The sequence below is a fragment of the Streptomyces sp. NBC_00075 genome (assembly GCF_045041225.1).
Lineage (GTDB): Bacteria > Actinomycetota > Actinomycetes > Streptomycetales > Streptomycetaceae > Streptomyces > Streptomyces adonidis.
Genome location: NZ_CP108243.1, coordinates 10,899,467 through 10,922,452, shown reverse-complemented (window position 1 = coordinate 10,922,452; position 22,986 = coordinate 10,899,467). Strand labels below are relative to the sequence as shown.

At 72.1% G+C, this 22,986-nt stretch carries 21 protein-coding genes and 1 pseudogene; 7 read left to right on the top strand and 15 right to left on the bottom strand.

The features are described 5' to 3' along the window. Window positions 1–65 precede the first annotated feature (65 nt). The 6 genes from pflA to OG787_RS47915 all read right to left on the bottom strand — a co-directional run bounded on the left by pflA (window position 66) and on the right by OG787_RS47915 (window position 5,664). On the bottom strand, window positions 66–812 hold the full coding sequence (gene pflA, locus OG787_RS47940) for a pyruvate formate-lyase-activating protein (protein ID WP_369029705.1): 747 nt from the start codon (window positions 810–812) through the stop codon (window positions 66–68). Continuing rightward, the gene (gene pflB, locus OG787_RS47935; protein WP_405539781.1) at window positions 809–3,067 is read right to left on the bottom strand and encodes a formate C-acetyltransferase; all 2,259 of its coding nucleotides are present in this window, start codon (window positions 3,065–3,067) and stop codon (window positions 809–811) included. Before pflB ends, pflA begins: the two co-directional genes overlap by 4 nt. A 175-nt stretch (window positions 3,068–3,242) precedes the next feature. Further along, entirely contained in the window at window positions 3,243–4,166 is a 924-nt protein-coding gene (locus OG787_RS47930; RefSeq protein ID WP_405539780.1) for a carbamate kinase, read from the bottom strand. A 3-nt stretch (window positions 4,167–4,169) separates the two neighbouring features. Next, window positions 4,170–4,373, bottom strand: coding sequence for a hypothetical protein (locus OG787_RS47925; RefSeq protein WP_369029708.1), 204 nt, complete (start codon window positions 4,371–4,373; stop codon window positions 4,170–4,172). Between the two features lie 13 nt (window positions 4,374–4,386). Continuing rightward, a complete protein-coding gene (locus OG787_RS47920; protein WP_369029709.1) occupies window positions 4,387–5,295 on the bottom strand; it encodes a universal stress protein in 909 nt (302 codons plus the stop codon). Window positions 5,296–5,463: 168 nt separating this feature from the next. Beyond that, window positions 5,464–5,664, bottom strand: a complete 201-nt coding sequence (locus OG787_RS47915) for a hypothetical protein (RefSeq protein ID WP_369029710.1) — start codon at window positions 5,662–5,664, stop codon at window positions 5,464–5,466. A 194-nt stretch (window positions 5,665–5,858) separates the two neighbouring features. On the opposite strand from OG787_RS47915, the gene OG787_RS47910 reads away from it, so the two are divergent. From OG787_RS47910 to OG787_RS47900, 3 genes and pseudogenes are all read left to right on the top strand, one after another. After that, window positions 5,859–6,323 (top strand): Crp/Fnr family transcriptional regulator, encoded by a 465-nt coding sequence (locus OG787_RS47910; RefSeq protein ID WP_369029711.1) that lies wholly within the window; start codon window positions 5,859–5,861, stop codon window positions 6,321–6,323. 35 nt (window positions 6,324–6,358) lie between these two features. Then, window positions 6,359–6,679 (top strand): annotated as a pseudogene (locus OG787_RS47905) (CBS domain-containing protein); the annotation flags it as partial. Between the two features lie 294 nt (window positions 6,680–6,973). Beyond that, window positions 6,974–7,945 carry an Acg family FMN-binding oxidoreductase gene (locus OG787_RS47900; RefSeq protein ID WP_405539779.1) on the top strand — a complete coding sequence of 324 codons (972 nt, stop codon included), beginning with the start codon at window positions 6,974–6,976 and terminating at the stop codon, window positions 7,943–7,945. Between the two features lie 477 nt (window positions 7,946–8,422). On the opposite strand, the gene OG787_RS47895 is transcribed toward OG787_RS47900, so the two are convergent. Together OG787_RS47895 and OG787_RS47890 are read right to left on the bottom strand one after the other, a co-directional pair. Further along, window positions 8,423–8,677 carry a hypothetical protein gene (locus tag OG787_RS47895; protein WP_369029713.1) on the bottom strand — a complete coding sequence of 85 codons (255 nt, stop codon included), beginning with the start codon at window positions 8,675–8,677 and terminating at the stop codon, window positions 8,423–8,425. A 27-nt stretch (window positions 8,678–8,704) separates the two neighbouring features. Further along, window positions 8,705–9,607 (bottom strand): universal stress protein, encoded by a 903-nt coding sequence (locus OG787_RS47890; protein WP_405539778.1) that lies wholly within the window; start codon window positions 9,605–9,607, stop codon window positions 8,705–8,707. A 510-nt stretch (window positions 9,608–10,117) separates the two neighbouring features. On the opposite strand from OG787_RS47890, the gene OG787_RS47885 reads away from it, so the two are divergent. Beyond that, entirely contained in the window at window positions 10,118–11,014 is an 897-nt protein-coding gene (locus OG787_RS47885; RefSeq protein ID WP_369029715.1) for a universal stress protein, read from the top strand. Between the two features lie 300 nt (window positions 11,015–11,314). Here OG787_RS47885 and OG787_RS47880 read toward each other — a convergent pair whose 3' ends face one another. Then, entirely contained in the window at window positions 11,315–12,307 is a 993-nt protein-coding gene (locus OG787_RS47880; RefSeq protein ID WP_405539777.1) for an Acg family FMN-binding oxidoreductase, read from the bottom strand. 656 nt (window positions 12,308–12,963) lie between these two features. Between OG787_RS47880 and OG787_RS47875 the strand changes: the two genes are divergently transcribed. Beyond that, a complete protein-coding gene (locus tag OG787_RS47875) occupies window positions 12,964–14,454 on the top strand; it encodes an anion permease (protein ID WP_405539776.1) in 1,491 nt (496 codons plus the stop codon). Between the two features lie 261 nt (window positions 14,455–14,715). Further along, window positions 14,716–16,290 carry an oleate hydratase gene (locus OG787_RS47870; protein WP_369029718.1) on the top strand — a complete coding sequence of 525 codons (1,575 nt, stop codon included), beginning with the start codon at window positions 14,716–14,718 and terminating at the stop codon, window positions 16,288–16,290. A gap of 517 nt (window positions 16,291–16,807) precedes the next feature. Here OG787_RS47870 and OG787_RS47865 read toward each other — a convergent pair. The 6 genes from OG787_RS47865 to OG787_RS47840 form a co-directional block, all read right to left on the bottom strand. Next, complete coding sequence (locus OG787_RS47865) at window positions 16,808–17,986, bottom strand: PAS domain S-box protein (protein WP_405539775.1); 1,179 nt, start codon at window positions 17,984–17,986, stop codon at window positions 16,808–16,810. A gap of 38 nt (window positions 17,987–18,024) precedes the next feature. Further along, complete coding sequence (locus OG787_RS47860; RefSeq protein WP_405539774.1) at window positions 18,025–19,056, bottom strand: SpoIIE family protein phosphatase; 1,032 nt, start codon at window positions 19,054–19,056, stop codon at window positions 18,025–18,027. 13 nt (window positions 19,057–19,069) lie between these two features. Next, on the bottom strand, window positions 19,070–19,501 hold the full coding sequence (locus tag OG787_RS47855; protein WP_405539773.1) for an ATP-binding protein: 432 nt from the start codon (window positions 19,499–19,501) through the stop codon (window positions 19,070–19,072). Next, complete coding sequence (locus OG787_RS47850; protein WP_369029722.1) at window positions 19,498–19,884, bottom strand: STAS domain-containing protein; 387 nt, start codon at window positions 19,882–19,884, stop codon at window positions 19,498–19,500. The genes OG787_RS47855 and OG787_RS47850 overlap by 4 nt, the downstream gene beginning before the upstream one ends. Continuing rightward, the gene (locus tag OG787_RS47845; protein WP_369029723.1) at window positions 19,881–21,101 is read right to left on the bottom strand and encodes a PAS domain S-box protein; all 1,221 of its coding nucleotides are present in this window, start codon (window positions 21,099–21,101) and stop codon (window positions 19,881–19,883) included. The genes OG787_RS47850 and OG787_RS47845 overlap by 4 nt, the downstream gene beginning before the upstream one ends. Window positions 21,102–21,629: 528 nt before the next feature. Then, on the bottom strand, window positions 21,630–22,529 hold the full coding sequence (locus OG787_RS47840; RefSeq protein ID WP_405539772.1) for a universal stress protein: 900 nt from the start codon (window positions 22,527–22,529) through the stop codon (window positions 21,630–21,632). A 163-nt stretch (window positions 22,530–22,692) separates the two neighbouring features. On the opposite strand from OG787_RS47840, the gene OG787_RS47835 reads away from it, so the two are divergent. Next, window positions 22,693–22,917 carry a hypothetical protein gene (locus tag OG787_RS47835; RefSeq protein WP_405539771.1) on the top strand — a complete coding sequence of 75 codons (225 nt, stop codon included), beginning with the start codon at window positions 22,693–22,695 and terminating at the stop codon, window positions 22,915–22,917. The last annotated feature ends 69 nt before the right edge of the window (window positions 22,918–22,986 follow it).

Here is a 22,986-nt window from a genome sequence, read left to right as displayed (position 1 = left end):
GCCACCAGTCGGCCCGACCGGTTCCCACGGTGGGTCCCGGCCGGGCGCAGGCGGCGATGTCGGCGTCAGAACGCGGTCAGGCCCCGCTCCCGGAACTGTTCCCGGACCCGCTGGACCAGCTCGGGCCCCGGGCTCGGGGTGTCCCGGAGGGGGAAGGGCAGGCCGAGAGCGTCGTATTTCGCGGTGCCGAGTCTGTGGAACGGCAGGACCTCCACGCGGTCGATGTTGCCGAGGCCGGCGAGGAAACCGGCGAGGCCGTCGACGGCTTCCGGGTCGTCGGTCCGGCCGGGGACCAGGACGTAGCGGATCCACGTCCTGCTGCCGAGCCGGTCCAGGCGGGTGGCGAAGTTCAGGGTCGGGGCGAGTTCCCCGCCGGTCAGCTCGCGGTAGGCGCGGACGTCGAAGGACTTGATGTCGAGCAGGACCAGGTCGGTGTCGGCGAGGAGTTCGTCGGTGGCGCGGGCGCCGAGGAAGCCGGACGTGTCCAGGGCCGTGTGCAGCCCGGCCTCCTTGCAGCGGCGCAGTACCGCGGCGGTGAAGGCCGGCTGGAGGAGCGGCTCGCCACCCGTGACGGTCACTCCTCCCCCGGCCGTGGTGATGAAGCCCCGGTACTTCTCGATCTCCGCCGTCACCTCGTCGACCGTGGCCTCCCGGCCGTCCCGCATGTGCCAGGTGTCGGGGTTGGCGCAGTACAGACAGCGCAGCGGGCAGCCGCTCACGAAGAGGACGAACCGGGTCCCGGGGCCGTCCACTCCCGTGGACAGGTCCCAGGAGTGGATCCGGCCCGTCACCGGCGACACTGTGGTGCTCACAGCGATTCGTGGAAGGTGCGGCTGATCACGTCGAGCTGCTGCTCGCGGGTCAGGCGGACGAAGTTGACGGCGTATCCGGAGACCCGGATCGTCAGCTCGGGGTACTTCTCCGGGTGTTCCATGGCGTCCTCCAGGGTCGCCCGGTCCAGGACGTTGACGTTCATGTGGAAGCCGCCGGAGGCCATGTAGGCGTCGAGGATGCCGACAAGGTGGCCCGGCCGCTCGCCCGGGTTGTGCCCGAGCCCCTCGGGGGTGATGGTCGTGGTCAGGGAGATGCCGTCGCGGGCGTGCTCGTACGGCAGTTTGGCGACCGACAGGGCGGAGGCGGCCACCCCGTGCCGGTCCCGGCCGTTCATCGGGTTGGCGCCGGGCGCGAAGGGCTCTCCGGCGCGCCGGCCGTCGGGGGTGTTGCCGGTGTGCTTGCCGTAGACAACGTTCGAGGTGATCGTCAGCACCGACTGGGTGTGCTCGGCGTTCCGGTAGGTGGGGTACTCGCGCACCTTCGCCATGAAGGACTTCACGAGGTCGACCGCGATGGAGTCGACACGGTCGTCGTTGTTGCCGTACGCCGGGAACTCGCCCTCGGTCTCGAAGTCGACGGCCAGCCCGGTGGCGTCCCGGATCACCTTCACCCGGGCGTGCCTGACGGCGGAGAGGCTGTCGGCGGCCACCGACAGTCCGGCGATGCCACAGGCCATGTAGCGGTGCACCGGGTGGTTGTGCAGCGCCATCTCGATACGCTCGTAGGCGTACTTGTCGTGCATGTAGTGGATGACGTTGAGGGTGTTGACGTACGTCTGCGCCAGCCAGTCCAGCACGCGGTCGTACGCGGCCGACAGCTCCCCGTACTCCAGGTACTCGCCGGTCAGCGGGCGGGACTCGGGGGCGATCTGCTCACCGCTCATCTCGTCCCGACCGCCGTTGATCGCGTACAGCAGCGCCTTGGCAAGGTTCACCCGCGCCCCGAAGAACTGCATCTGGCGGCCCACCGCCATCGCCGACACGCAGCAGGCGATCGCGGTGTCGTCGCCGGTGCGCGGGCGCATCAGGTCGTCGCACTCGTACTGCACGGCGCTGGTGTCGATGGACACCTGGGCGCAGAACTCCTTGAACCCGGGCGGCAGTCGGGGCGACCACAGGACGGTCAGGTTGGGCTCGGGGGCCGGGCCGAGGTTGTAGAGCGTCTGCAGGAAGCGGAAGGACGTGCGGGTGACCAGCGTGCGGCCGTCCTCGCCGATGCCGCCGATGGACTCGGTCACCCAGGTCGGGTCGCCGGAGAACAGGGCGTCGTACTCGGGGGTGCGCAGGAACCGCACGATCCGCAGCTTGATCACGAAGTCGTCGATCAGCTCCTGGGCGCGCGTCTCGTCGATCAGGCCTTCCTCCAGATCCCGCTGCACGTAGACGTCCAGGAAGGTGGAGGTACGGCCCAGTGACATCGCGGCGCCGTTCTGCTCCTTCACCGCGGCCAGGAAGCCCAGGTAGAGCCACTGCACGGCCTCGTGCGCGGTGGCGGCCGGACGGGAGACGTCACAGCCGTACGAGGCCGCCATCCGCGTCAGCTCGCCCAACGCCCGTATCTGTTCGGCGAGTTCCTCACGGTCCCGGATGACGTGCTCGGTGGACGGCCGGGAGTCGAGCAGGGCCTTCTCGGCCCGCTTGGCCTCGATCAGCCGGTCGGTGCCGTACAGGGCGACGCGCCGGTAGTCGCCGATGATCCGGCCGCGGCCGTAGGCGTCGGGCAGCCCGGTGATGATCCCGGCCCTGCGGGCGGCGCGCATCTCGGGGGTGTACGCGTCGAAGACACCGTCGTTGTGCGTCTTGCGATACGTCCCGAAGACGCGGGTGACGAAGGGATCCGCCTTGTAGCCATATGCCTTCAGGCTGTTCTCGACCATGCGCAGCCCGCCGTTCGGCATGATGGCCCGCCGGAGCGGGGCGTCGGTCTGCAGACCGACGATCAGCTCCCGGTCGCGGTCGATGTATCCCGGCCGGTGCGAGGTGATGGTGGACGGCAGGCCCGGGTCGACGTCGAAGATCCCCTTGCGCCTCTCCTCGGGGAAATGAACGCTGACCTTGCGCCAGACCATGAGGGTGCGCTCGGTCGGACCGGCCAGGAACGCCGAGTCGCCCTCGTACGGCGTGTAGTTGGTCTGGATGAAGTCACGAACGTCGATGCGGTCGCGCCAGCGCGTCCCGCCGAAGCCTCGCCACGCCTCGGTCCTTCGGCTGCCAGCTGTCACCGTCGTGGTCATTGCCGGATGTCCTCTCCCTGTTCGCATACGCGCGTCATTCGCACACGTGCGTCTCTCACTGCCGATGCTCGTCTTCCGGCGTGCTCGCGCGCAGTGCCGGAGGGGGCCCGCGAACGGTGCCGTCCGTCCCTGGGCCATGGGGCCGTTCGGCCCGCCGGCCCCGCCCCGACGGGCTTCAGCCGATGGACAGTTCAGGACGGACGAGCGTCCCCGACCGCCCGTGGACGATCTCGTATGCCGCGTCGAGGGCACCGATCGCGGCCAGGCCACCGGTCCGCTCGACGAACCGGGCCGCGGCCTCTGCCTTGGGGCCCATCGAGTCGTCGGGGAAGCCGCAACGGCGCAGGTCGGCCGGAGTGGCGTCCAGGATGGGCCGTTGGTGCCGGGTGCCGTAGCCGGCGTAGACGTACGGCACGTCGGTGAGGATCAGCAGGAAGTCGGCCTTGAGGTCTTCGGCGAGCAGGGCCGCGGTGAGGTCCTTGTCGATGACCGCGTCCACTCCGTGCAGCGCTCCCGTGTCGTCGTCGGCGGTGACGGGGACTCCCCCGCCGCCGGCGCAGATGACCAGCACGCCGCAGGTGAGCAGGTCGTGGATGGCCTCGGTCTCCACGACGGCCTCGGGTGAGGGGGAGGCGACGACCTGGCGCCACCCGGTTGCGTCCTCGGCGATGTGCCAGCCGCGCCTTCGCGCGAGGGAGCGGGCGACATCCCCGGGGTACACGGGACCGACGCGTTTCGTGGGCCGCGCGAAGGCCGGATCGTCGGGTCGCACCAGGGTGTGGGTGACGAGCGCGACGATCTTGCGGCCGGGAATCGCGTCGTGCAGGGTCCGGGCCAGCAGCGAGCCGATCAGCCCCTCGGTCTGGGCGCCGAGCAGGTCCAGCGGACGAGGGGCGGTCAGGACCGGGTCCGCCGCGCTCTCCATGGCGAGCAGGCCGATCTGCCGCTCGTTGCCATGGGTGATGACGACCTCGTGTTCGAGGGCGAGGGCGGCGACGGCGGTGGCCACCCGGTCGCTGTTCACCTGCTGCACTGCCGTGTCGGGACGATCACCCCGGCGCAGCAAGGCGTTGCCGCCGAGGGCGATGACGATGCGCACGGTTCAGTCCTCCAGGGTGGCGACCAGCACGGCTTCGATGGTGTGCAACCGGTTCTCCGCCTGGTCGAAGACGGTTCGGGTGGGCGGTGGAAAGGCCTCGCCGGTGATCTCCGGCCGGTCGAGGCCCTGGGTGTCGAACGGTTCCCGGTCCAGGCGGGTTCGGTGGTCACGAGGCGCCCGGCAGGTGCCGGGCGCCGACGGCTGCACCTCGGGAGCCGGTTCAGGCGTGCGGTACGACGGCGACGGGGCAGCCGACGTGATGCAGGGCCGCGTGCGTCACGGGCCCGATGTGCGTTCCGAGGTGGCTGTCCCGTGTACGGCGCCCCACCACGACCAGGGAGGCCCCGGACGACGCGCGCACCAGTGTGGATGCCGCCCGTCCTTCGGAGACGGTCTCGGTCACGGAGACCCCGGGATACTTCTCGGCCCACGGACGAAGCGTCGCGACGACGGCGCGTTCCTGGACCGCGAGCAGTTCCGGCCCGGTGTCCGTGATCGCACGAAGGTCGGCGCCGTCGGCCGACGGAACGCTGAAGGCGTGGATGACGTGCAGGGCGGCGCCGTAGCGGCGGGCCGCCTCGAAGGCGAACTCGATCAGTTCGTCGCAGGGACGTCGGATGTCCAGCCCGAGGACGACATCGCGGTACGGAATCCCCGGGATCTCCTCCGGCGAGACACCGTCCGGGGCCGGCAGGTGCTCATCGGCCGCGGCCTCGCCCGCACGGACGAGCACCACGGGCCGCGGGGACCTTGCGACGACCCGCTGGGACACGGAGCCGACCAGGAACCCCGCGATCCCGCCGAGCCCGCGGGAGCCGAGCACCAGCAACTCCGACTCCTCGGCCGCCTCGAGCAGAGCGGCGACCGCGGAGCCGGACACCAGCCGGTCGACGATCCGCAGCCCGGGATGCGCGGCACGGACGCTCATCACCGCCTGGTCCAGGGTCCTCTCGGCCCAATCGCCCTCACTCGCGTCCGCCGGTACGGAGGGGGACGGGTGGGGGTGCCACATCCAGGCGTGCACCAGCCTCAGTGAGGCTCCGCGACGCAGGGCTTCCCGGGCCGCCCAGTGCGCGGCCGCGAGACTTTCGGTGGAACCGTCGACTCCTGCGGTGACCTGCCGAACCATGCCGCCTGCCTCCTCCGTCCGAGCCTGCTTGCTCTTCCGGTCCGAGCGTTGCGCAGGAACGGGCTTGTGGGCAGGGGCCGTACAGGCCCTTCAAGGACCCTTTCGGCCCCACTCCCGTGTCCGGAGGGCTCACACGCGTGCCGGCGTCCGCTCAGGGACGACCAGGGTTCAGTGACGGACCAGGGTCCGAACAGGCTCACGAGACGCCTCGGCCGTCCGTGCGGCCGTCTGCCGACGACGCATGCGGCGCCGCTGCGCCCGTACCACCAGCGCGTCGAGCGCGGCGCTGAGCACGAAGGCGACCGCCATGGAGGTAACCAGGAGGACGGCGAACAGCCTCCAGAACTCCGGGGTCAGTGACGTACCCACGATGAACACCCCCTTCCGACGGGTTGTCTCCCGACTTCATCGAACCGCGGGACCCGTTGCGGCACAGGGGGCCCAAGGGCTCTGCCGGGGTACCGGGCGTCCCGGCCCCCCAAGGCCGGGTGGCCCATGGCCTGTGAGGGGGCACGAGACGACGCTGGACCCGACAGGTTCGTACACACGATCGGAGGCACGTCGTGAATGCTCCCGCCACGGCCGGCATGCTGCGGGCGCTGCCCGCCGAGCACCGGCACCGGCTGATGCGCTTCGCCCGGGAGGTCTCGTTCTCCCAGGGCACCCGTCTCTTCGAGGAAGGTGGCAGGGCGGACCGGTTCTGGATCATCCGCAGCGGCACCGTCGACCTCGACATGCACGTGCCCGGCCGCCGCGCGGCCGTCATCGAGACCCTCAGGCACGACGAACTCATCGGCTGGTCCTGGCTGTTCTCTCCGCACGCCTGGCACCTGGGTGCCGAGGCGACCAGCCCGGTACGCGCATACGAGTTCGACGCCACCACGATCCGGTCGATGTGCAAGGACGACCCCGCGCTCGGTCAGAGCGTCGCCCAGTGGGCAGGGGACATCCTCGCCCACCGCCTGCGCTCGGCCCGGACCCGACTGCTGGACCTGTACGCCCCCTTCGGCAGCGGCGGTCTCCGGTGACCGCGTCACCGGAACCGAATCCCCGGCGAGGGGCGATGCACGGCAACCCGCACATCGTGAGCGACGTCATGAGCACGACCGTCGCCACCGCCCGCCGCGAGGCCGGCGGTGGCGACGGACGGGTCGTCGGGGCCGTCTCCGAGGCGGACCCGCTGCCCAAGGAGGAGGCACGGACCATGGCACACGCGAAGGTCGGACGACTGCCCGTCGTCGACGACGTGGGCGTGCTGCCGGGCATCGTCAGCCGCGCCGACCTGCTGAAGGTGTTCCTTCGCAGGGACGAGGACATCGCGGAGGAAATCCGCCGGGAGGTCGTGTCGTACCTCTTCCCCGCCCCGGCGTCAGCCGTCCGCGTCAGCGAGAACGGGCCGCCGTCCTGACCCCGGGAGTTGACCAGCCTCACGGGATCGCCTCCCGTCGTCTCCGGACACCAGGAAGGCCACCGGACCGACGGCCGGGCCTCGCCCTGCGTTCGGGTCCGCAGACGGACCACGCGCCCGCCCGCGCCGTCCCGCGAAGTGAGGTCGGGCCCTTCGGAACCGGATAGGGCCGTACGGCCCCTCCTGATGCCAGGCACGTGGAGGTCACTCTGGGATCCGCTCACGACAAGCCCCGCCGCCCCGTCGGCGTAGGGCGGGGAGGAGTTCCCGATGCGCTCTGCGGTTCTCACTGTCCCGAACCTGGAGGACCTGGTCTCCGCGGCCGTGGCCGCCCCCTCGATCCACAACACACAGCCCTGGCGGTTCCGACTCGCTCCGGACGCCGTCACGCTGGAGATCCGTGCCGCAGCGGAGCGCGCGCTGCGGCACATCGATCCGACCGGGCGCGCCCTGCACCTCTCCGTGGGCTGCGCGGTGCTCAACCTCCGGGTAGCGGTGGCCCACTTCGGGCGGGAACCGGTGACCCGGCTGCTGCCCAGGCCCGACGAGCCGGATCTGCTCGCGACCGTGCGGCTCGGCGGCCCCACCGCCGCCTCCTCCACACCGCACCTGTACGACGCGCTGTGGCGTCGGCACAGCAGCCGCTTCCCGTATTCGGAGCGGCCGCTGCCCGGCGCCGTCCTGACCGAGCTCGCGGAGGCCGCGCACGCCGAAGGCGCCCTGTTGAGCCGTCCCGGGCCGGGCGAGGCCGACGACCTGCTGCAGCTCACCCGCGAGGCCGAGCACCGCAACAGGGCCGACCCCGACCGGGCCTCCGAGAGCCGCCGCTGGGTGCACGAACCGAACGGTGCCGCCCTCGGTATGCCGCCCGGGACACTGGGCCCGCAGGACTTCCGGGACCGGATCCCCATGCGGGACTTCGGAGCCCACCGGCACCCGGCCGTGCTGACCGCCCGGCCCTTCGAGGCACGGCCGACCCTGATGGTGCTCTCCACGGGACACGACCGGCGCGCCGACTGGCTCCGAGCCGGCCAGGCGCTCGAACGCGTCCTGCTCACGGCCACCGCGCACGGTGTACGGGCATCCCTGCTGCACCAGGCACTGGAGTGGCCCGACCTGCGCGACCGGCTCGGACGCGCGCCCGGCGACCGGCACGCTCACGCCCAGATGGTGCTCCGCCTCGGATACGGACCGGAGGGACCGCCTTCCCCGCGCAGGACAGCAGAACAGGTGCGGGCCTAGGAACCCTGTCAGCCGCCCGCTGAGCGCGGCGGCGCGCCCCGCGTGCCGACTGCGCCTGGTCGGACCGCGGGAGTGGGTGTGGGTGTGCGCGGAGGGCGCTCGCCCGGTCGTCGTCTTCGCGGGGGCGGGACACGGCAGGCAAGGACGGCGCCACCGAACGGGGCTCGGAACATCTCAACCCGCGTGTAGCCCCTGTGCGGCCGGCCGCCGGTCTCACCCCGGTTCGGGTACGACGGCGACCGGGCAGGCGGAATGGTGCGGGACCGCGTGGGCGACCCGGCCTGGCCGGAGCCCGAGGTGGCCTCGCGGCGGCGGGCGCCGACGTCGAGCAGATCGGGGCCCCATACGAGGCGTCCGGCAGCCCTTCGGGGGCGTGGCCCTTGATGGCGGGCCGCCGCACTTCCACGCTCGCGGGGGTGTCACGCAGCCGCTCCGGCGTCTCGGTGGCCTGCTCCTCGTACGCTCGGGCGGGTTTCCCTACCGGCAGCGGACGGCCGGTGGTCCGGTGCGCGGGGCACCGCCAGGCCCGTACGCCCGCCGGCGGAACCCCACGCCCCGCGCCTCCTCGAAGCGAAGCGCACGGCCGCGGACGGTTCCGGTGTCGCCGACACCCACGACGACGTGTCCGCGGACCGCGGGCATCACCCGGTTGTCGTGACGGGTCCCCAGGGCAAGAGCGCCCGGGTGCCGGCCCTCCCCCACCAGCGCGTACTCCGGCATTTCCGGCGGCACACCGGTGGACACCTTCGGGGCCCTGTGTCAGTCGTGCGCGACGACGGCGACGGGGGCTGCGGCGTGATGCAGGACGGCGTGCGTGACGGGGCCGATGTGTGCACCGAGCGGGCTTCGGCGGACCCGTCGGCCCACGACGACCAGGGATGCCTCCCGCGAGGCGTCGACCAGGTGCACGGCGGGACTGCCGGCGCGGGACTCCTCGACGACCGTGACGGCCGGGTACTTCTCCTTCCAGCGGTGCAGCACCTCGGCCAGCGCGGCAGCGTCCTGCTTTGCCAGCAGGGCGTCGAGTTCGGGGTCGGCGGGCAGACCGTACGCGAAGTACGGCGGCAGGCTCCAGGCGTGGACGATCCGCAGGGGTGTGACGCGACGGGCCGCCGCCTCGAAGGCGAAGGTGATCACCGCGTCGTCAGGGCTGTCGGTGTCGAGCCCGAGAACCACGGGCCCGAACGGGGTCCCGGCGAACGGGACCGCGGACGGATCCGTCGCATGCCCGTCCGCGAGCCGTTCCCCGGCACGGACCAGGACCACCGGCTGCTCGGCTTGTGCCACGACGGCCTGGCCCACGGAACCGACGAGGAATCCACCGATACCGCCCAGCCCTCGGGAGCCCAGGACCATCAGTGCGGCGTCCTTCGCCGCCTTCGTCAGCACCTCGGCGGGCCGACCGGGAACCTGATCCACGATCACGTCCAACCCGGGGTGCCGCAGCCGGACTTCCTCGGCCGCCTCGCGCAGGATGCTCCCGCGCCCATCGGCCGGGGGTACACCGAGGAGCGGCGCCAGGGCCATCGGTGCGGGAACCGCCTCCCAGACGTGGACCAGTTCGAGCGGAAGGAAACGCCGCTTCGCCTCGCGGGCCGCCCACTCGGCGGCGGCACGGCTCTCGGCCGAACCATCGAGACCTACGACAACACTGCGGACCATGGTTTCTGCCTCCTGAACGGGGATGTGAACCCAGCCTGGTGGTCGCGGGGGTCTGCGGTGCAGGGGCCACAGGTCCCCGACCGGGGCCGGTGGGCCCTGTGGGCCGACAGGCGCGGGGAGGGCAACGGCCACCTGCACGGGGCCTGTCGGACAGCCAGGACAGGCGCAGTCACCTGGTCCGCCGGACAGGTGCCGGGTTGTGCGTGGTCAGGGCGGCAGGTGTCGCCGGGACGGGCGGACGGGGTTTTCGTGGTCGGCGTGCGGTCGCAGCCGACCTCGTGGGCCGGGGCTCTGGTGATGTCCCCGCACCGGGCGACGGCCCGGCCGGTACCCCGGCCGTACGGGCGGGACGGCCGCGTCGGCAGATCCGGCCCGTGCGTTCCCTTCCGGTCATCGGGGCCGTACGCCGCCGGACAGCGGGCCGATCGGCCCTGCCGACGCGGCAGCCCCGGCTGACACCGTGTCACCGGGCCGCACAGGGCCCCCGTCCACCCCAAGGAGGTCCTCGCCATGCCCCGTACCGTGACTGTCGGACTGGACGGCTCGCCCGAAAGCCTGGCCGCAGCGGAGTGGGCCGCGCGCGAAGCGGAACTGCGGGGCCTCGCCCTGCACCTGATCCATGCCTGGGACGGGCAGCCCCGCGTCCAGCCGGTGCCCGGCGACGCGGCGCACCGGCACCGGGGCAGCCGCATCCTGCGGGAGGCGACAGAGCGGCTGCACGAACGCCACCCGGATCTGGAGATCACGTCGGAGCAGGTCCGCCGGCCGCCCGTGACCGCGCTGCTGACGGCGTCCGGCGACGCCGACCCGCTGGTCATCGGCTCCCGGGGCCTGAGCGGCGTCACCGGCTTCCTGGTCGGCTCCACCGGGCTCGGCCTCCTGGCGCAGACCGAACGGCCCGTCGTCCTCGTACGCTCCGGGGCACGCGCAGACCACGAGCACCTGCCGGACGCGGACGGCCACCCCTCGACCGCCACACCCTTCCGGGACGTCGTACTGGGGCTCGATCACGAGAACCCCGACGACGGAGTCATCGCCTTCGCGTTCGAGGCCGCGGCCCGTCGCGGGGCGGGACTGCGCGTGGTGCACGGCTGGAGCCTGCCGCCTCACTTCACCCACGGGCTCACCACGGACCGGGGACCGGTCAGTGGACCGGACCGCCAGGAGGAGGGCTCCGTCGAGGCGGTCCTGGCGCCGTGGCGCGAGAAGTTCCCCGGCGTCGGGGTCGTCGAGCAGGCCGCGGTCGGGAGCGCGGCCGGACACCTGGTGGACGCCTCGGCCGACGCGTCGCTGGTCGTCGTCGGCCGGCGCATCCGCCACGCCCCGCTCGGCGCTCGTATCGGGCCCGTGACCCATGCAGTACTGCACCACGCCACGGCACCGGTCGCGGTCGTCCCGCATCACTGACCGGGGATGCGGATACCTCAACGAGCCGTGACCACGCCCGGAACCCCCGCGTTTCGTCTCGCCGGTCGTTCCGATACGGCAGCGCAACCCGTCCCCACCTGCGGACCTCGACCGAGGCGGAGCGGCGAGAGGGACGGTCGCCCCACGCCGGGACCCGAGGCCTCCGCAAGATCCTGTCCGGGGCCGGGCCGACACCGATCATCCGCACCAGGTGGAGCAGTTCCTGGCAGGACCGATGTCACGCTTGTCGAGAACGACGTCACGGCTGGCGCCGGGACACGTGGCGTCAGCATGCCCGAACTACCCGAACTCCAGAACATCCCCGACGGGTCGGCGGGGCGTGGCAGGGCCCCTGGGGCCGTATCCGAGGCGCAGCACCATCTGTACGTGGCCCTTGCCCTCCACCGGGTCACGGACCAGCGGCCGAAGGTCGGAGGTCTCCAACGGATGGGAAGTGACTGAGGTGGCCAGGTCGGCCGAAGTGGCCTCCAGCAGGACACGCTCCAGTGCCTGACCGGCACGCAGCCAGTCCGCGGGCGTGTCGCCGGGGGTGCTGAGCAGCCCCAGGTGCGGGGTGTGTTCGAAGGTGGTGGCGCCTCGGTCGGCCACTGGTCGGCGGCCGGCGAAGTCCCGTTGCGGGGCCTTGCCGTCGCGGCGGCGCGGGCCGAAAGCGTATTCGGGGACGCCGTCCACGGCGGTGTCCGCCTCCGTGCCGAGCCGGGTCCAGCGGTCGAGATCGACCCTGCGGTCGGGGTCCAGGACATCCCGGCTCTCCGCGTCGTCCACCAGGCCGAGCACGGTCTCGGTATGCCAGGGACCGGCGAAGAGCAGCTGGGCTCCCTCCCGTGTCGCGGCCCTTCTCAACTCGTCCCGCACCTCCTGGGGCAGTTCCTTGTCGGCGAAGGGATGGCGGCTGGTGTGCCGCTGCCGGATCGCCTGGTGCAGCCGCGTCAGGTCGTCGTCGCGCGGCCGCCCGGCCGGGTCGGCCAACTGGACGGCGGCGAACAGCAGCGGGTCGCCCGGCTCGGGCAGCGGCCGGACCTCCGGGATCAGGCCCGCGTGCGCGGCGGCGACGCGCAGGTTGAACAGCGCGGCCCCGCAGCCGATGTGCAGCGCCCGGTTGCCGGGATCGGACCGGGGCATGGCCCGCTCGGGATCGCCGCGCAGCAGAAGCAGTCGCTCGGTGGCGACGAAGCGGAAGCGCCAGGGCTGGGCGTTGTGCATGGACGGAGCCGCCGTGGCGGCGGCGACCAGCGCGGTCACCGTCTTCCGATCGAGCTCTCGCAGGGGCATCGCACCCTCCTCACACACCCGTCACCCACCACCGTAGTGCGACTGCCGGACACTCACATGACCGGACAGGTAGACCATCCGGTCCGCCGGTGGCGGCGGTACGGTTCCCCGTCCCCGCCGGAACGGTGCCCGCGCCGGGGAGAAGGCCTCCTGAAGGCACGGGCCCTGCGGGCGATGAGATCGGGGACCGGCTGCCGGTGAACCGGACGTCCCGGCTCCGCCGACGTACGGCCACAGGCCGCCCGACCGGCCCGGGAACGTCGTCGATGAGCGCTCCCGGAGCCGGTCGGCACCATGGTGGCGGGCACCGACGGCCGGGCCATCGGCTCGTCCGGTCCTGCGCCGGACCACGCCCGCGAGCAGGAACCGTCGGCCCTTGCGCCGGTGTCACCGGCCGACCTTCCCGGCCGCGAACGCCGACACGACGACGCCGACGGTCGTCGCGGCACGCTCCCGTGCTTGTGCCGACCCGGCGTCATGCGGCCCGGTGCACCGCGCCGTCAGGGAGTCCCCCGGAGTGCCGTTCGGCCCAGCGACTGGGGCCGGTCGCCTCGCGCCGGAACTCCTCTCCGCCCGTCACCGTGAACGCGAAAGCCCGAACCTGTTCCGGCTGAGCACTCCGAGGCGTGCCGGGACCTACGCATGGGAAGACACACATGAGCCCGTTCCGGGATACCGAAGGATCACCCGCCGGGTCCGCCCCGGACCCCACCACGTCCAGGTCCAGATCCAGGAGGGACACCGCGTGGACGACACTGAAGTGGCTCGCGCCCGTCACAGCCGGGCTGATCGTCTGGCTGCTGCCGCAACCCGACGGGATCAGGTCCGGTGGGTGGGCGGTCCTGGCCATCTTCACCGCGACGGTGCTCGGCCTGATCCTCCAGCCCCTGCCTCTGGGCGCCGTCGCCCTGGTCGGCCTCACCGCCACCATGATCACGGGCACACTTGAGCCGGACGTCGCCCTCAGCGGCTTCTCCGAGCCCACGATCTGGTTGATCGTGGCCGCGTTCTTCATCTCCCTCGGCTTCACCAAGACCGGCCTGGGCCGCCGGATCGCGCTGCTGTTCGTCCGGGCACTGGGCCGCAGCAGCCTGGGCCTGGCATACGGCATCACCCTGACCGACCTGGTGCTGGCTCCGGCCACGCCCAGCAACACGGCGCGCTCCGGCGGTGTCATCCACCCCGTCATCCGCTCGCTCAGCGCCACCGCCGGCTCGCACCCCGGCGACGAGAGCCGCCGCAAGCTGGGCGCCTACCTGAGCGTGACCGCGATGCAGGTCAACACGGTCACCAGCGCCATGTTCCTGACCTCCATGGCCGCCAACCCACTGGTGCAGAAGCTCGCCGCCGACCAGGGTGTGCACCTGACGTGGACCTCCTGGGCCGTCGCGGCGATCGTCCCGGGCCTGGTCGCCCTGCTCGTCCTGCCCGCACTGCTGTACCGCGTCTTCCCGCCGGAACTGCGCCGGACTCCCGAGGCACCGGGGCAGGCCCGCGAGCAACTCGCCGAGCTCGGGCGGATGTCCCGCAGCGAGTGGACCATGGCGGCGGTCTTCGTCCTGCTGCTCCTTCTCTGGTCGGTCGGCGGCCAGGCCTGGGACCTGTCGGCCACCGTCTCCGCCTTCACCGGCGTCGCCCTGCTGCTCGTGACCGGCGTACTGACCTGGGACGACCTGGTCGCCGAGAAGCCTGCCTGGACCACCCTGGTCTGGTTCTCGGTCCTGGTCATGATGGCCGGCCGGCTACAGGACCTCGGCGTGATCGGCTGGTTCAGCGACTCGATCACCGATGCCGTCTCCGGCGTGGGCTGGCAGGCCGCCTTCGTGGCCCTGACCCTGGTCTACCTGTTCTCCCACTACCTGTTCGCCTCCAACACCGCGCATGTGGCCGCGATGTACGCCGCGTTCCTCACGGCTGCGGTGGCCACCGGTGCGCCACCGGTGATGGCCGCGCTGGTGCTGGGCTTCATCAGCTCCCTGTACGGAGGGCTGACCCACTACGCCTCGGGCCCGGCACCCGTGCTGTTCGGCGGTGGCTACGTCACCCTCGGAGAGTGGTGGCGCACCGGACTGGCCGCCGCCGCGGCCAACATCGTCATCTGGATGGGCGTCGGCGCGGTGTGGCTGAAGATTCTCGGCCACTGGTGAACCCGCCCCTCATGCATCGGCCGTCCGGCGGCGGAGGTCCCGACGCCGGGCAGCCGCGTCTTCCACGCGCGCCGGGGCCCGGGCCGCGGTCCCTTCCGCGTCACTGCGCGCGTACGGCGAGCGGCTGCCTCGGAGTCCAGGTCGCCGCGGTCAGGTCCGGTCGGACCGCGAGGGGTGACCATCGGCCCACTGACGGCCGTCGCGACACAGGGGACCGTGGGTGACGTGGTTCCCGATCGACGGGCGAGGACGAGGAGTTGTGTGATGGCGAAGGCTTATCTGGTGGGCAGCGGGATCGCGGCACTGTCCGCGGCGACGTTCCTGATCCGCGACGGCGGTTTCCAGGGTTCGGACATCCACCTCTTCGAAGGGCAGCGCACCATCGGTGGCAGCCTGGACGCGGGCGGCACGGCGGACGCGGGCTACACCATGCGCGGCGGGCGGATGTTCGAGGCCGAGTTCCGCTGCACGTACGACCTGCTGGCCGGCATTCCCACTCTCGACGACCCCTCGGTGTCCGTGACGCAGGAAATCCTGGCCGGACACGAGGAGTTCGCCTGGGACGACATCGCACGCCTCGTCGACGGCGACGGCAAGATCGTCGAAACCCGCTCGATGGGGTTCTCCGAACACGACCGCCTGGCCCTGGTGCGGTGCCTGGCCACCCCCGAGGGACACCTGGACGGCAAGCGGATCACGGACTGCTTCGACGAGCACTTCTTCACCACGAACTTCTGGTTCATGTGGTGCACCACGTTCGCGTTCCAGCCCTGGCACAGCGCGATCGAGTTCCGGCGTTACCTGAGGCGCTTCATCCACCTCTTCCCCGAGTTCTCGTCCATGTCGGGCATCTACCGGACCCGCTACAACCAGTACGACTCCATCGTGCGACCGCTGACCGCCTGGCTCCGCGAGCGCGGTGTCACCGTCCACACCGGCTGCCACGTCACCGACCTCGACCTCGCACCCGGGCACCGGACCACCACGGTGGAAACCATCCGTCTCTCCCGGGGCGGCCACGACGAGAAGATCGCGGTGTCCCCCGAGGACCTGGTCCTGGTCACCAACGGCTCCATGACCGACGCATCGAGCCTCGGCTCGCACACCGCCGCTCCGCCACCTGCTCCGCACCGCTCGGACGCCTGGCTGCTCTGGCACCGCCTGGCCCGGGGCCGCGACGACTTCGGCGACCCGGCCGCCTTCGACAAGCACGTCAAGGAGTCCCGCTGGGAGTCGTTCACCGTCACCACCAAGGACCCCGCCTTCCTGGACGCCCTGGAGAGGTTCAGTGGCCGCGAGACCGGCAGGGGCGGCCTGATGACGTTCACCGGCTCCAACTGGCTCCTCAGCATCGTCGCCAACCGCCAGCCGGTCTACCGCGACCAGCCCGACGGTGTCTCGGTCTGGTGGGGCTACGGCCTCTTCCCCGGCCGCGCGGGCAACCACACGCCCAAACCGATGACGATGTGCTCCGGCCGGGAGATCCTCGAAGAGGTCCTCCACCATCTGCACCTCGACGAGGAGACCGCGGCCCGCGTACTGGCCGACTCCACCGTCGTGCCCTGCCTGATGCCGTACATCACCAGCCAGTTCCTGGCCCGCCGCCGCGACGACCGGCCCAAGGTCGTACCCGAAGGGTCGGTCAACCTCGCCTTCATCGGCCAGTTCGCCGAGGTGCCCGACGACGTCGTCTTCACCGTCGAGTACTCCGTACGCACCGCCTGGACGGCGGTGGCTCAACTCCTGCACCTCGACAAGAGGCCGCCTGCCGTCTACAAGGGTCACCACGACCCCCACGTACTGGCCGCCGCCCTGGAAACCATGCACCGCCGGTAGCCGCACGGCACGGTCCGATCCGGCTGGTGTCGGTCACGCGGTCCCGGACCCGACTCCGGCGCGGAGCCGGCACCACCGGCACATACGCGTCGTGGCACCGGCCCCGTCCACACCGTCCGCATCACGACCGCCACCTCGACCACGAGAGACGCTCTTCCCGCTGACGCGGGAGAAGTCGGCGGGAGGACCGGACACTCGCATGCCGCCGTTGCGAGGCGGCCCTGATGGCATCGGCCGACTCCCATGACCAGTCGGCCGCAGGGGCAAGGCGGTCCCCCGGCTCCCCTTCCGAACCACAGGCCCCAGCGGCCCGCCCTGCGGACACGGGCCCGGTGTTTCCGCCGAGTTCACCACTCGCTGTCGGACGACACGGCCCGCCCGGCCGGAGGAAGGGCGCGAATCCGGCCCGACCCGAGTGTGCGACCCCGCGTCGACGGCCGGCCCGCCGCGCCGGTCCGTCAGGGGTGGCGCAGCGCGGACGGTGTGTGCCGGGCTGTCGGCTGTCGGCCGGACGGGGTCAGGAGGTGCGAGTCGCGTCTTCGGTGGTGACGGGGATGCGCCAACGCAGGCGGGTGCCGCCTTCGGGGCGGTCGGCCACCTCGAACGTGCCGCCCAGCTTCTCCGCCCGGCGGCGCAGGTTGGTCAGGCCGCTGCTCCGCGTGGGCCGGCCCAGACCTCGGCCGTTGTCGGTGACGTCCAGGAGCAGTTCGTCTCCGGCGCGGACGGCGACCCAGGCGGCGGTGGCGTGGGCATGGCGTGCGACGTTGGACAGGGCTTCGCGCAATACCGCGAGCAGGTGCGCGGCGGTTTCGTCCGGCAGAGCGGCGTCGACAGGGCCGTCGAACTCGACCGAGGGGGCGAAGCCGAGCCGGTTCTGTGCGGTGGAGGTCTCGTCGAGGACCTGGGCGCGGAGGCTGGCCGCCTTCTGGGTGGGCTGGTTGAGGTTGAAGATGGTGCCGCGCAACTCCCGGATGGTGGCGTCGAGTTCACCGATGACCGTGTGGATGCGCGCCGGGGTGTCGGGGTGGGCGAGGCGGGCGGTGATGCTCTGAAGAGCCAGTCCGGCGCCGAAGACCCGCTGGATGACCATGTCGTGCAGGTCGCGGGCGATGCGGTCGCGGTCGGCCATCACCTCGCGGTCGGCGCGGGCGGCGGCCAACTCGGCCTGGGCGACCAGCTGGTGGGTGATGTCCCGCGCCACCGTCGTGAAGCCGATCAGGGCCCCTTCCGCGTCCCGCATCGGTGAGACGGTGACCGCCACGTCGACATCCGTGCCGTCGGCACGGTTCCAGCGGCTCTGGTAGGAGTCGGCGTGCCCCTGGGAACGGATCTGCTCCACCACTGCCCGGAAGACGTCGAAGGCCGCGCCGGGCATGAGGGAATCGATCGTCCGGCCGACGATGTGGTCCTCGGTGTGGCCGAACAGCCGCTGGGCGCCGGGATTCCAGGTCTGGACGACGTGGGTGGAACCCACGGAGATCATGGCGTCGTCGGACGACGCCACGATGGCCGCGAGCCTGGCCTCGGCACGCCGGGCGGCCTCCAGCTCGGTGTGCAGGGCTATCAGACCGCGGTTGGTGTCGTCCAGCTCCTGGCTCAGTTCGTCCACCAGCCGTGCGCGACGCGCCAGTTCGGCCTGCTGTGCGGCCGCGTCGTCCACGCCGTCGGCAGTCCGGAGGCCAGACGCATCTCCCATGCCCGGCCACCCTTCACATGACGACGAGAACCGATTCATCATGCCACGGCGGTGACTTGGCGGACCACGAGCACGGTGACGTCGTCGGTGCCCCGGCCGTACTCGCGGTGGAGCACGGCGGCGATGATCGCGGGATGCCGCTCCAGCAGGCGCGGGTGGTCCTCCGGACTCCAGGCGGAACGCATACCGTCGGAGACCAGGATGAGCGTCGATCCGGGCTCCCACGGGCCGCGTTGAAGGCGGACGGTGGGAAGGGACAGTTGGGTGCCGACGGTGCCGGGGCGATCCAGCAGGTGCACGGACCGGCCGCCGGTGAGAACCCGGCCGGTGATGTTGCCGACCGCCGCGTAGACGAACTCCCCGCGCTCGGGGTCGATCAGACACGCGCCCAGGACTCCGCCCCGGGTGGCGCGCATCGCCCCGTGCGTGTGCTGAATGAACCGGTCGAGATCGGTGACGGCAGCGCCTTCGAACGTGGTGACCGCGGCGCGGGCCGCGGCGGCGGCTCCGGGGCCGTGGCCCAGCCCGTCGACGACCAACGCGGCTGTCCGTGAACCCGGCGCGACCACCCAGGCGTCCCCGGACTCGCCGTCGCCACCGAGAGGCACGTTGACCCCGCCGAACAGCCACCCCGGGTGTCCGGTCGGTGCGGGGGCCCCGAGCCGGGCGTAGATGACGGTGCCGCGGCGGGTGGCGTACCAGTCGAACTCGGCGGCGTTGCGCCGGACGACGTTCAGCCCCGCCTTCAGACCGCCGCCGCGGGACGAAGGCAGCGCGACGGGCGAGGCCGCCCCGGCCGACGGGGCGAGTGCCGCGGCGGTCATCCCCGGCCCACGGTCGACGGACAGCAGCTCGATCCCGTCGCCGGCCTTCCGGGCCAGTACGTAGCCGCCCGGGTGGGCGTGCCGGAGCAGATTGGTGCCGAGTTCGGTGGCCACCAGCTCGGCCACACCCGGGCGCAGCGCGCGCTGGCCGGCGGCCATACGGGCCACCGCCCGGCGCAGGGCTCCGACATCCTCCTCCGCCGCGACGTCCTGGCGACGGTGTTCGCTCTCGCTCAGGGCTGGCACACCCCCGCCACCCTCATCGCTGCCATTTCACGATCACCACGGTCGTGCCCGACCCGGAGGCGGAGGTGAGGGTCATGTCGTCCACCAGCCGCCGCGCTCCCGGCAGGCCCAGCCCCATGCTGCCCCGGGTGCTGAAGCCATCGGTCAGAGCCGCCTCGATGTCCTCGATACCCGGACCGTCGTCGGCGAACGTGACCCGCACACCCCGTCGGCCCTGCCGGGACACCTGCTCGACGCCGACCCGGCCACGGCGACCGGTCGCGTAGTTGAGGATGTTGCGGGCCAGCTCGCTGCCGGCCGTGATCAGCTTCGTCGCGTCCACCAGGTTGAGCCCCACCGCCTCGGCCTCGGCGCGCAGCGCCTTGCGGACGCGGATCAGGTCGGACTCGTCGACGATGTCGAAAACGGACGGTTCCCTGTCCGTCACAGCCCCGGCGCCGGTCATGGGCGGTCCGTACCGGTATCGGCGCGGCGCAGCCGCTCCAGCAGGGCCAGGCCTTGTTCGGCGTTGAGCGCGGTGTCCAGATGCCCCATCGGCACGCCGAGTTCCACCAGGGTGATGGCGACCGCCGGCTGGATCCCCACGACGGCCGCCTGCGCGCCCAACAGCCGGACCATGGCGACGATCCTGGCCAGGACCCGGGCGATGAACGAGTCGACCACACTGAGCCGGCTGACGTCGATGAGCATGCCCGACGCACCGGTGCGTGCGACCTCGCGGGTGAGCTGCTCCTCGATCCGGATCACCGTGGTGTCGTCCAGGTCGCCGTGCAGGGCGACCAGGAGCGTGTCACCGATCTTCATGACGGGAACGACGTCCTCGGTCACCGTGACTCCCCCGACGTCAGCGCCCGGGCGGCGGCAGCCGCGGTCCCGGCCCGCTCCGCCAGGACCGCCAACGCCAGTTGGAGCGCGTCCTGCAAGGTGTTGCGGGAGCGCAGTCGCCCCATGTCGATGCCCAGATGCACGATGGACTGGGCCGTCTCCGGCCGTACTCCGCTCATGATGCTCACCGTGCCCATCAGGGCGGCCGCCTGCACCGTTTTCAGCAGGTGCTGGGCGACCTGGGTGTCGATGGTGGGCACCCCGCTGATGTCCAGGATGGCGACCTCGGCCTGGGTCTGCGCGATCTTCTCCAGCAGGCCCTCGGTCAGCCGGGTGGCCCGCAGCGTGTCCAGAGTGCCGATGATCGGCAGCGCGAGCACCTTGTCCCACACCTGGATCACCGGCGTGGACAGCTCCAGGATCTCGTCGCGCTGCCGCAGCAGCCGCTGCTCGGTCTCCCGGCGGTCGGTGACGTCCCGAATGGCGGCCGCCACCAACCGGCCCTCGGAGGTCTCCAGCGGACTCAGACTGATCTCGACGGGGAACTCCGTCCCGTCCCGGCGCATCCCGGACAGGTCCAGCCCCGCCCCCATCGGCCGCAGCCGGGGGTCGGCGAGAAAGCCGGAACGGTGGCCGACGTGGCGGTCCCGGAACCGCGGCGGAACCAGCACCTCGATCTCCCGGCCCACCAACTCCTCGCGCTCGTAACCGAACAGCGTCTGCGCCTGTCGGTTGACCAGCACGATCCGCGCGTCCGAACCCACGATCACCATCGCGTCCGGGGCGGACTCGAGCAGACCGTGGAACAGTGACTCGGCCCGCGCGCTCTCGGTGACGTCCCGGAAGACCTTGACGAAGCCGGTCACCGCCCCGTCCTCGCCGCGCACCGGTGTCAGGGCCAGGTGGGCGAGGAACCGTTTGCCGCCCTTGCGGACCCGCCAGCCCTGGAACTCGCGCCGTCCGTCCTGGCGGGCGGACTCCAGTTCCTGCTCCATCAGCCCGGCGCCGCGGTCCTCCTCGGTGTGCAGCACCGACACCGACCGCCCCACCATCTCGGGCTCGGTGTAGCCGGTCATCGCCTGGGCGCCGCGGCTCCAGCGGACCACCTCACCACCCGGCCCCAGCTTGACGACCGCGTGGTCCGTGACCGCGTCCAGCATCGTCTCAAGATCACGCAGGCTCGTCTGCGGATCCTGGCCGCCTCCTGGTGGCGTCGTCATGCCCGGCCCCCACCCCTCCACAATGTCAATCCCCAAGCCGGGAACCCTCGTTGACAGCCCCCGTGATCCCGGCGCGGCTGATGCTACCCGCACCCGCGGCGACCGATCGGACCATCCGGCACACCGAACCGGTCACGGCCGCGGCGCCGTTGACCACTCGTCTCACCACCCGGACCGGGACGGGGCGTCGGGGACATCGGGCCCGTGCGGTCCACTCGCCCGTGGCCGGCCGCCGAAGTCGAGGTCCCCGAAGAGCGTCGTGACCCTCGCGGGACCGGTGGACGGCACAGAACCGATGCCCGTGGCCGCACGTCCGGCACGGGCAGGCGGAGAATCCAGGCGGTCGGCCGAGTGTGTGCCGTCCGACGGTCGACTTCGCTGTGTCCAGCGGCTGTTGGGCGTGGGCGGCGGTGTGGGCGGCCGGCGATCCACCGGCCGCCCACACACCTGGTCCGGCCCGACGCGCCCTGCCGCAGCCGAAGTCCATGAGCGGTTTCCTGCTCCGGGCTCCCCCTGGGGCCGGTCCTCTCACTCGTGGGGCACCACGGCCACGGGGCAGACGACGTGGTGGATGGCGGCGTGAGTGACGGGCCCGGTGTGCGCGAGACCGGGACGCCCGGTGATCCGGCGGCCGACGACCACGAGGTCCGCGCCGGAGGACGCCCGGACCAGTACGGACTGGGCCCGGCCCTCGGTGACGGTCCCGGTGACCTGGACATCGGGGTACTTGTCGCGCCACACCTCCAGGGTGGCGGTCATGAAGCCGAGCCACTCCTCGGCCCGTTGCGGCCCCTCCAGGATGCCCACCTCCCCCGGGCCCGGCACGAACGGGCCGGGCGGCTGTGAGGCGTGCACGGCCCGCAGGCGCGCTCCCCGCGTCCGGGCGGCCTCGAAGGCGAAGTCGATCACCTGGTCGCAGGGGTCACCGAGGTCGATGCCCAGCACGACTTCGTGGTGTCCGGGGCGAGTCGAAACGCTGCCGTCGTCCGCGGGAAGGGGCTCGTCCTCGGCCTGTTCGCGCGCCCGCACCAGGACGACGGGCCGGCGGGCCCGCGCCACCACTCCCAGGCCGACCGAGCCGACCAGGAATCCGGTGAGACCGCTCAGCCCGCGCGAGCCCAGCACCAGCATGTCCGCCTGCTCGGACGCGCGCAGGAGCGCGGTGGTCGCGGGACCCTCGACCTGCTCGTCGTCGAGTCGAACGCCCGGGCAGACATGGCCGATGCGTTCCTCGGCCTGCCGCAGAGCACGCCGTCCCAGGTGCCGCGCGGCCGCGGTGGCGAGCTCGCCGTCCTGGCGCGGGTGCCAGTTCCAGACGTGCACGAGACGCAGCGGACGGTCACGGCGGACCGCCTCGTGGGCGGCCCACTCGGCGGCGGCAAGGCTCTCTGCGGAACCGTCGATTCCGGCGATGACGGGGCGAATCATGGTGCGCACCTCCCGCGCTGGGCCTGTTGTCCCGGTCTCAGCGTCCCTCCGTGGCCTACCGGCGGGCATGGGCCGACAGGTCGCCTGCCGAGTCCGTTCGGCCCCTGCACATCGGCCGGTTACGAGCGGAGGCCTGACCGGTCCAGTGCGGGAGGTGCGCACCATGCTTCGCGCGTCATCGGCGGAGTCGACCGGCCGGCTCGAAGCCGTACCGCCGCCGACCGGGCCGCACGCGAGGCACCGCCGCGTGGGCTGCGGCCGGTCCCTGTGCCACCGCCGTACCTACGGGAACCCGCGCGTCAACGGCCGTACCCGCCGGACACGGCGGCAGGACGCGCTCTCGCCGAACTCGGCGTACGGCACCCGGCGTCGGCGGCCCGGGCCGTGAGCCTCACCAGGAACCCGGTGGCACCTTTGCGTGCCGCGGCCACAGGGGCGCGACCGCTCGTCCTCGGCA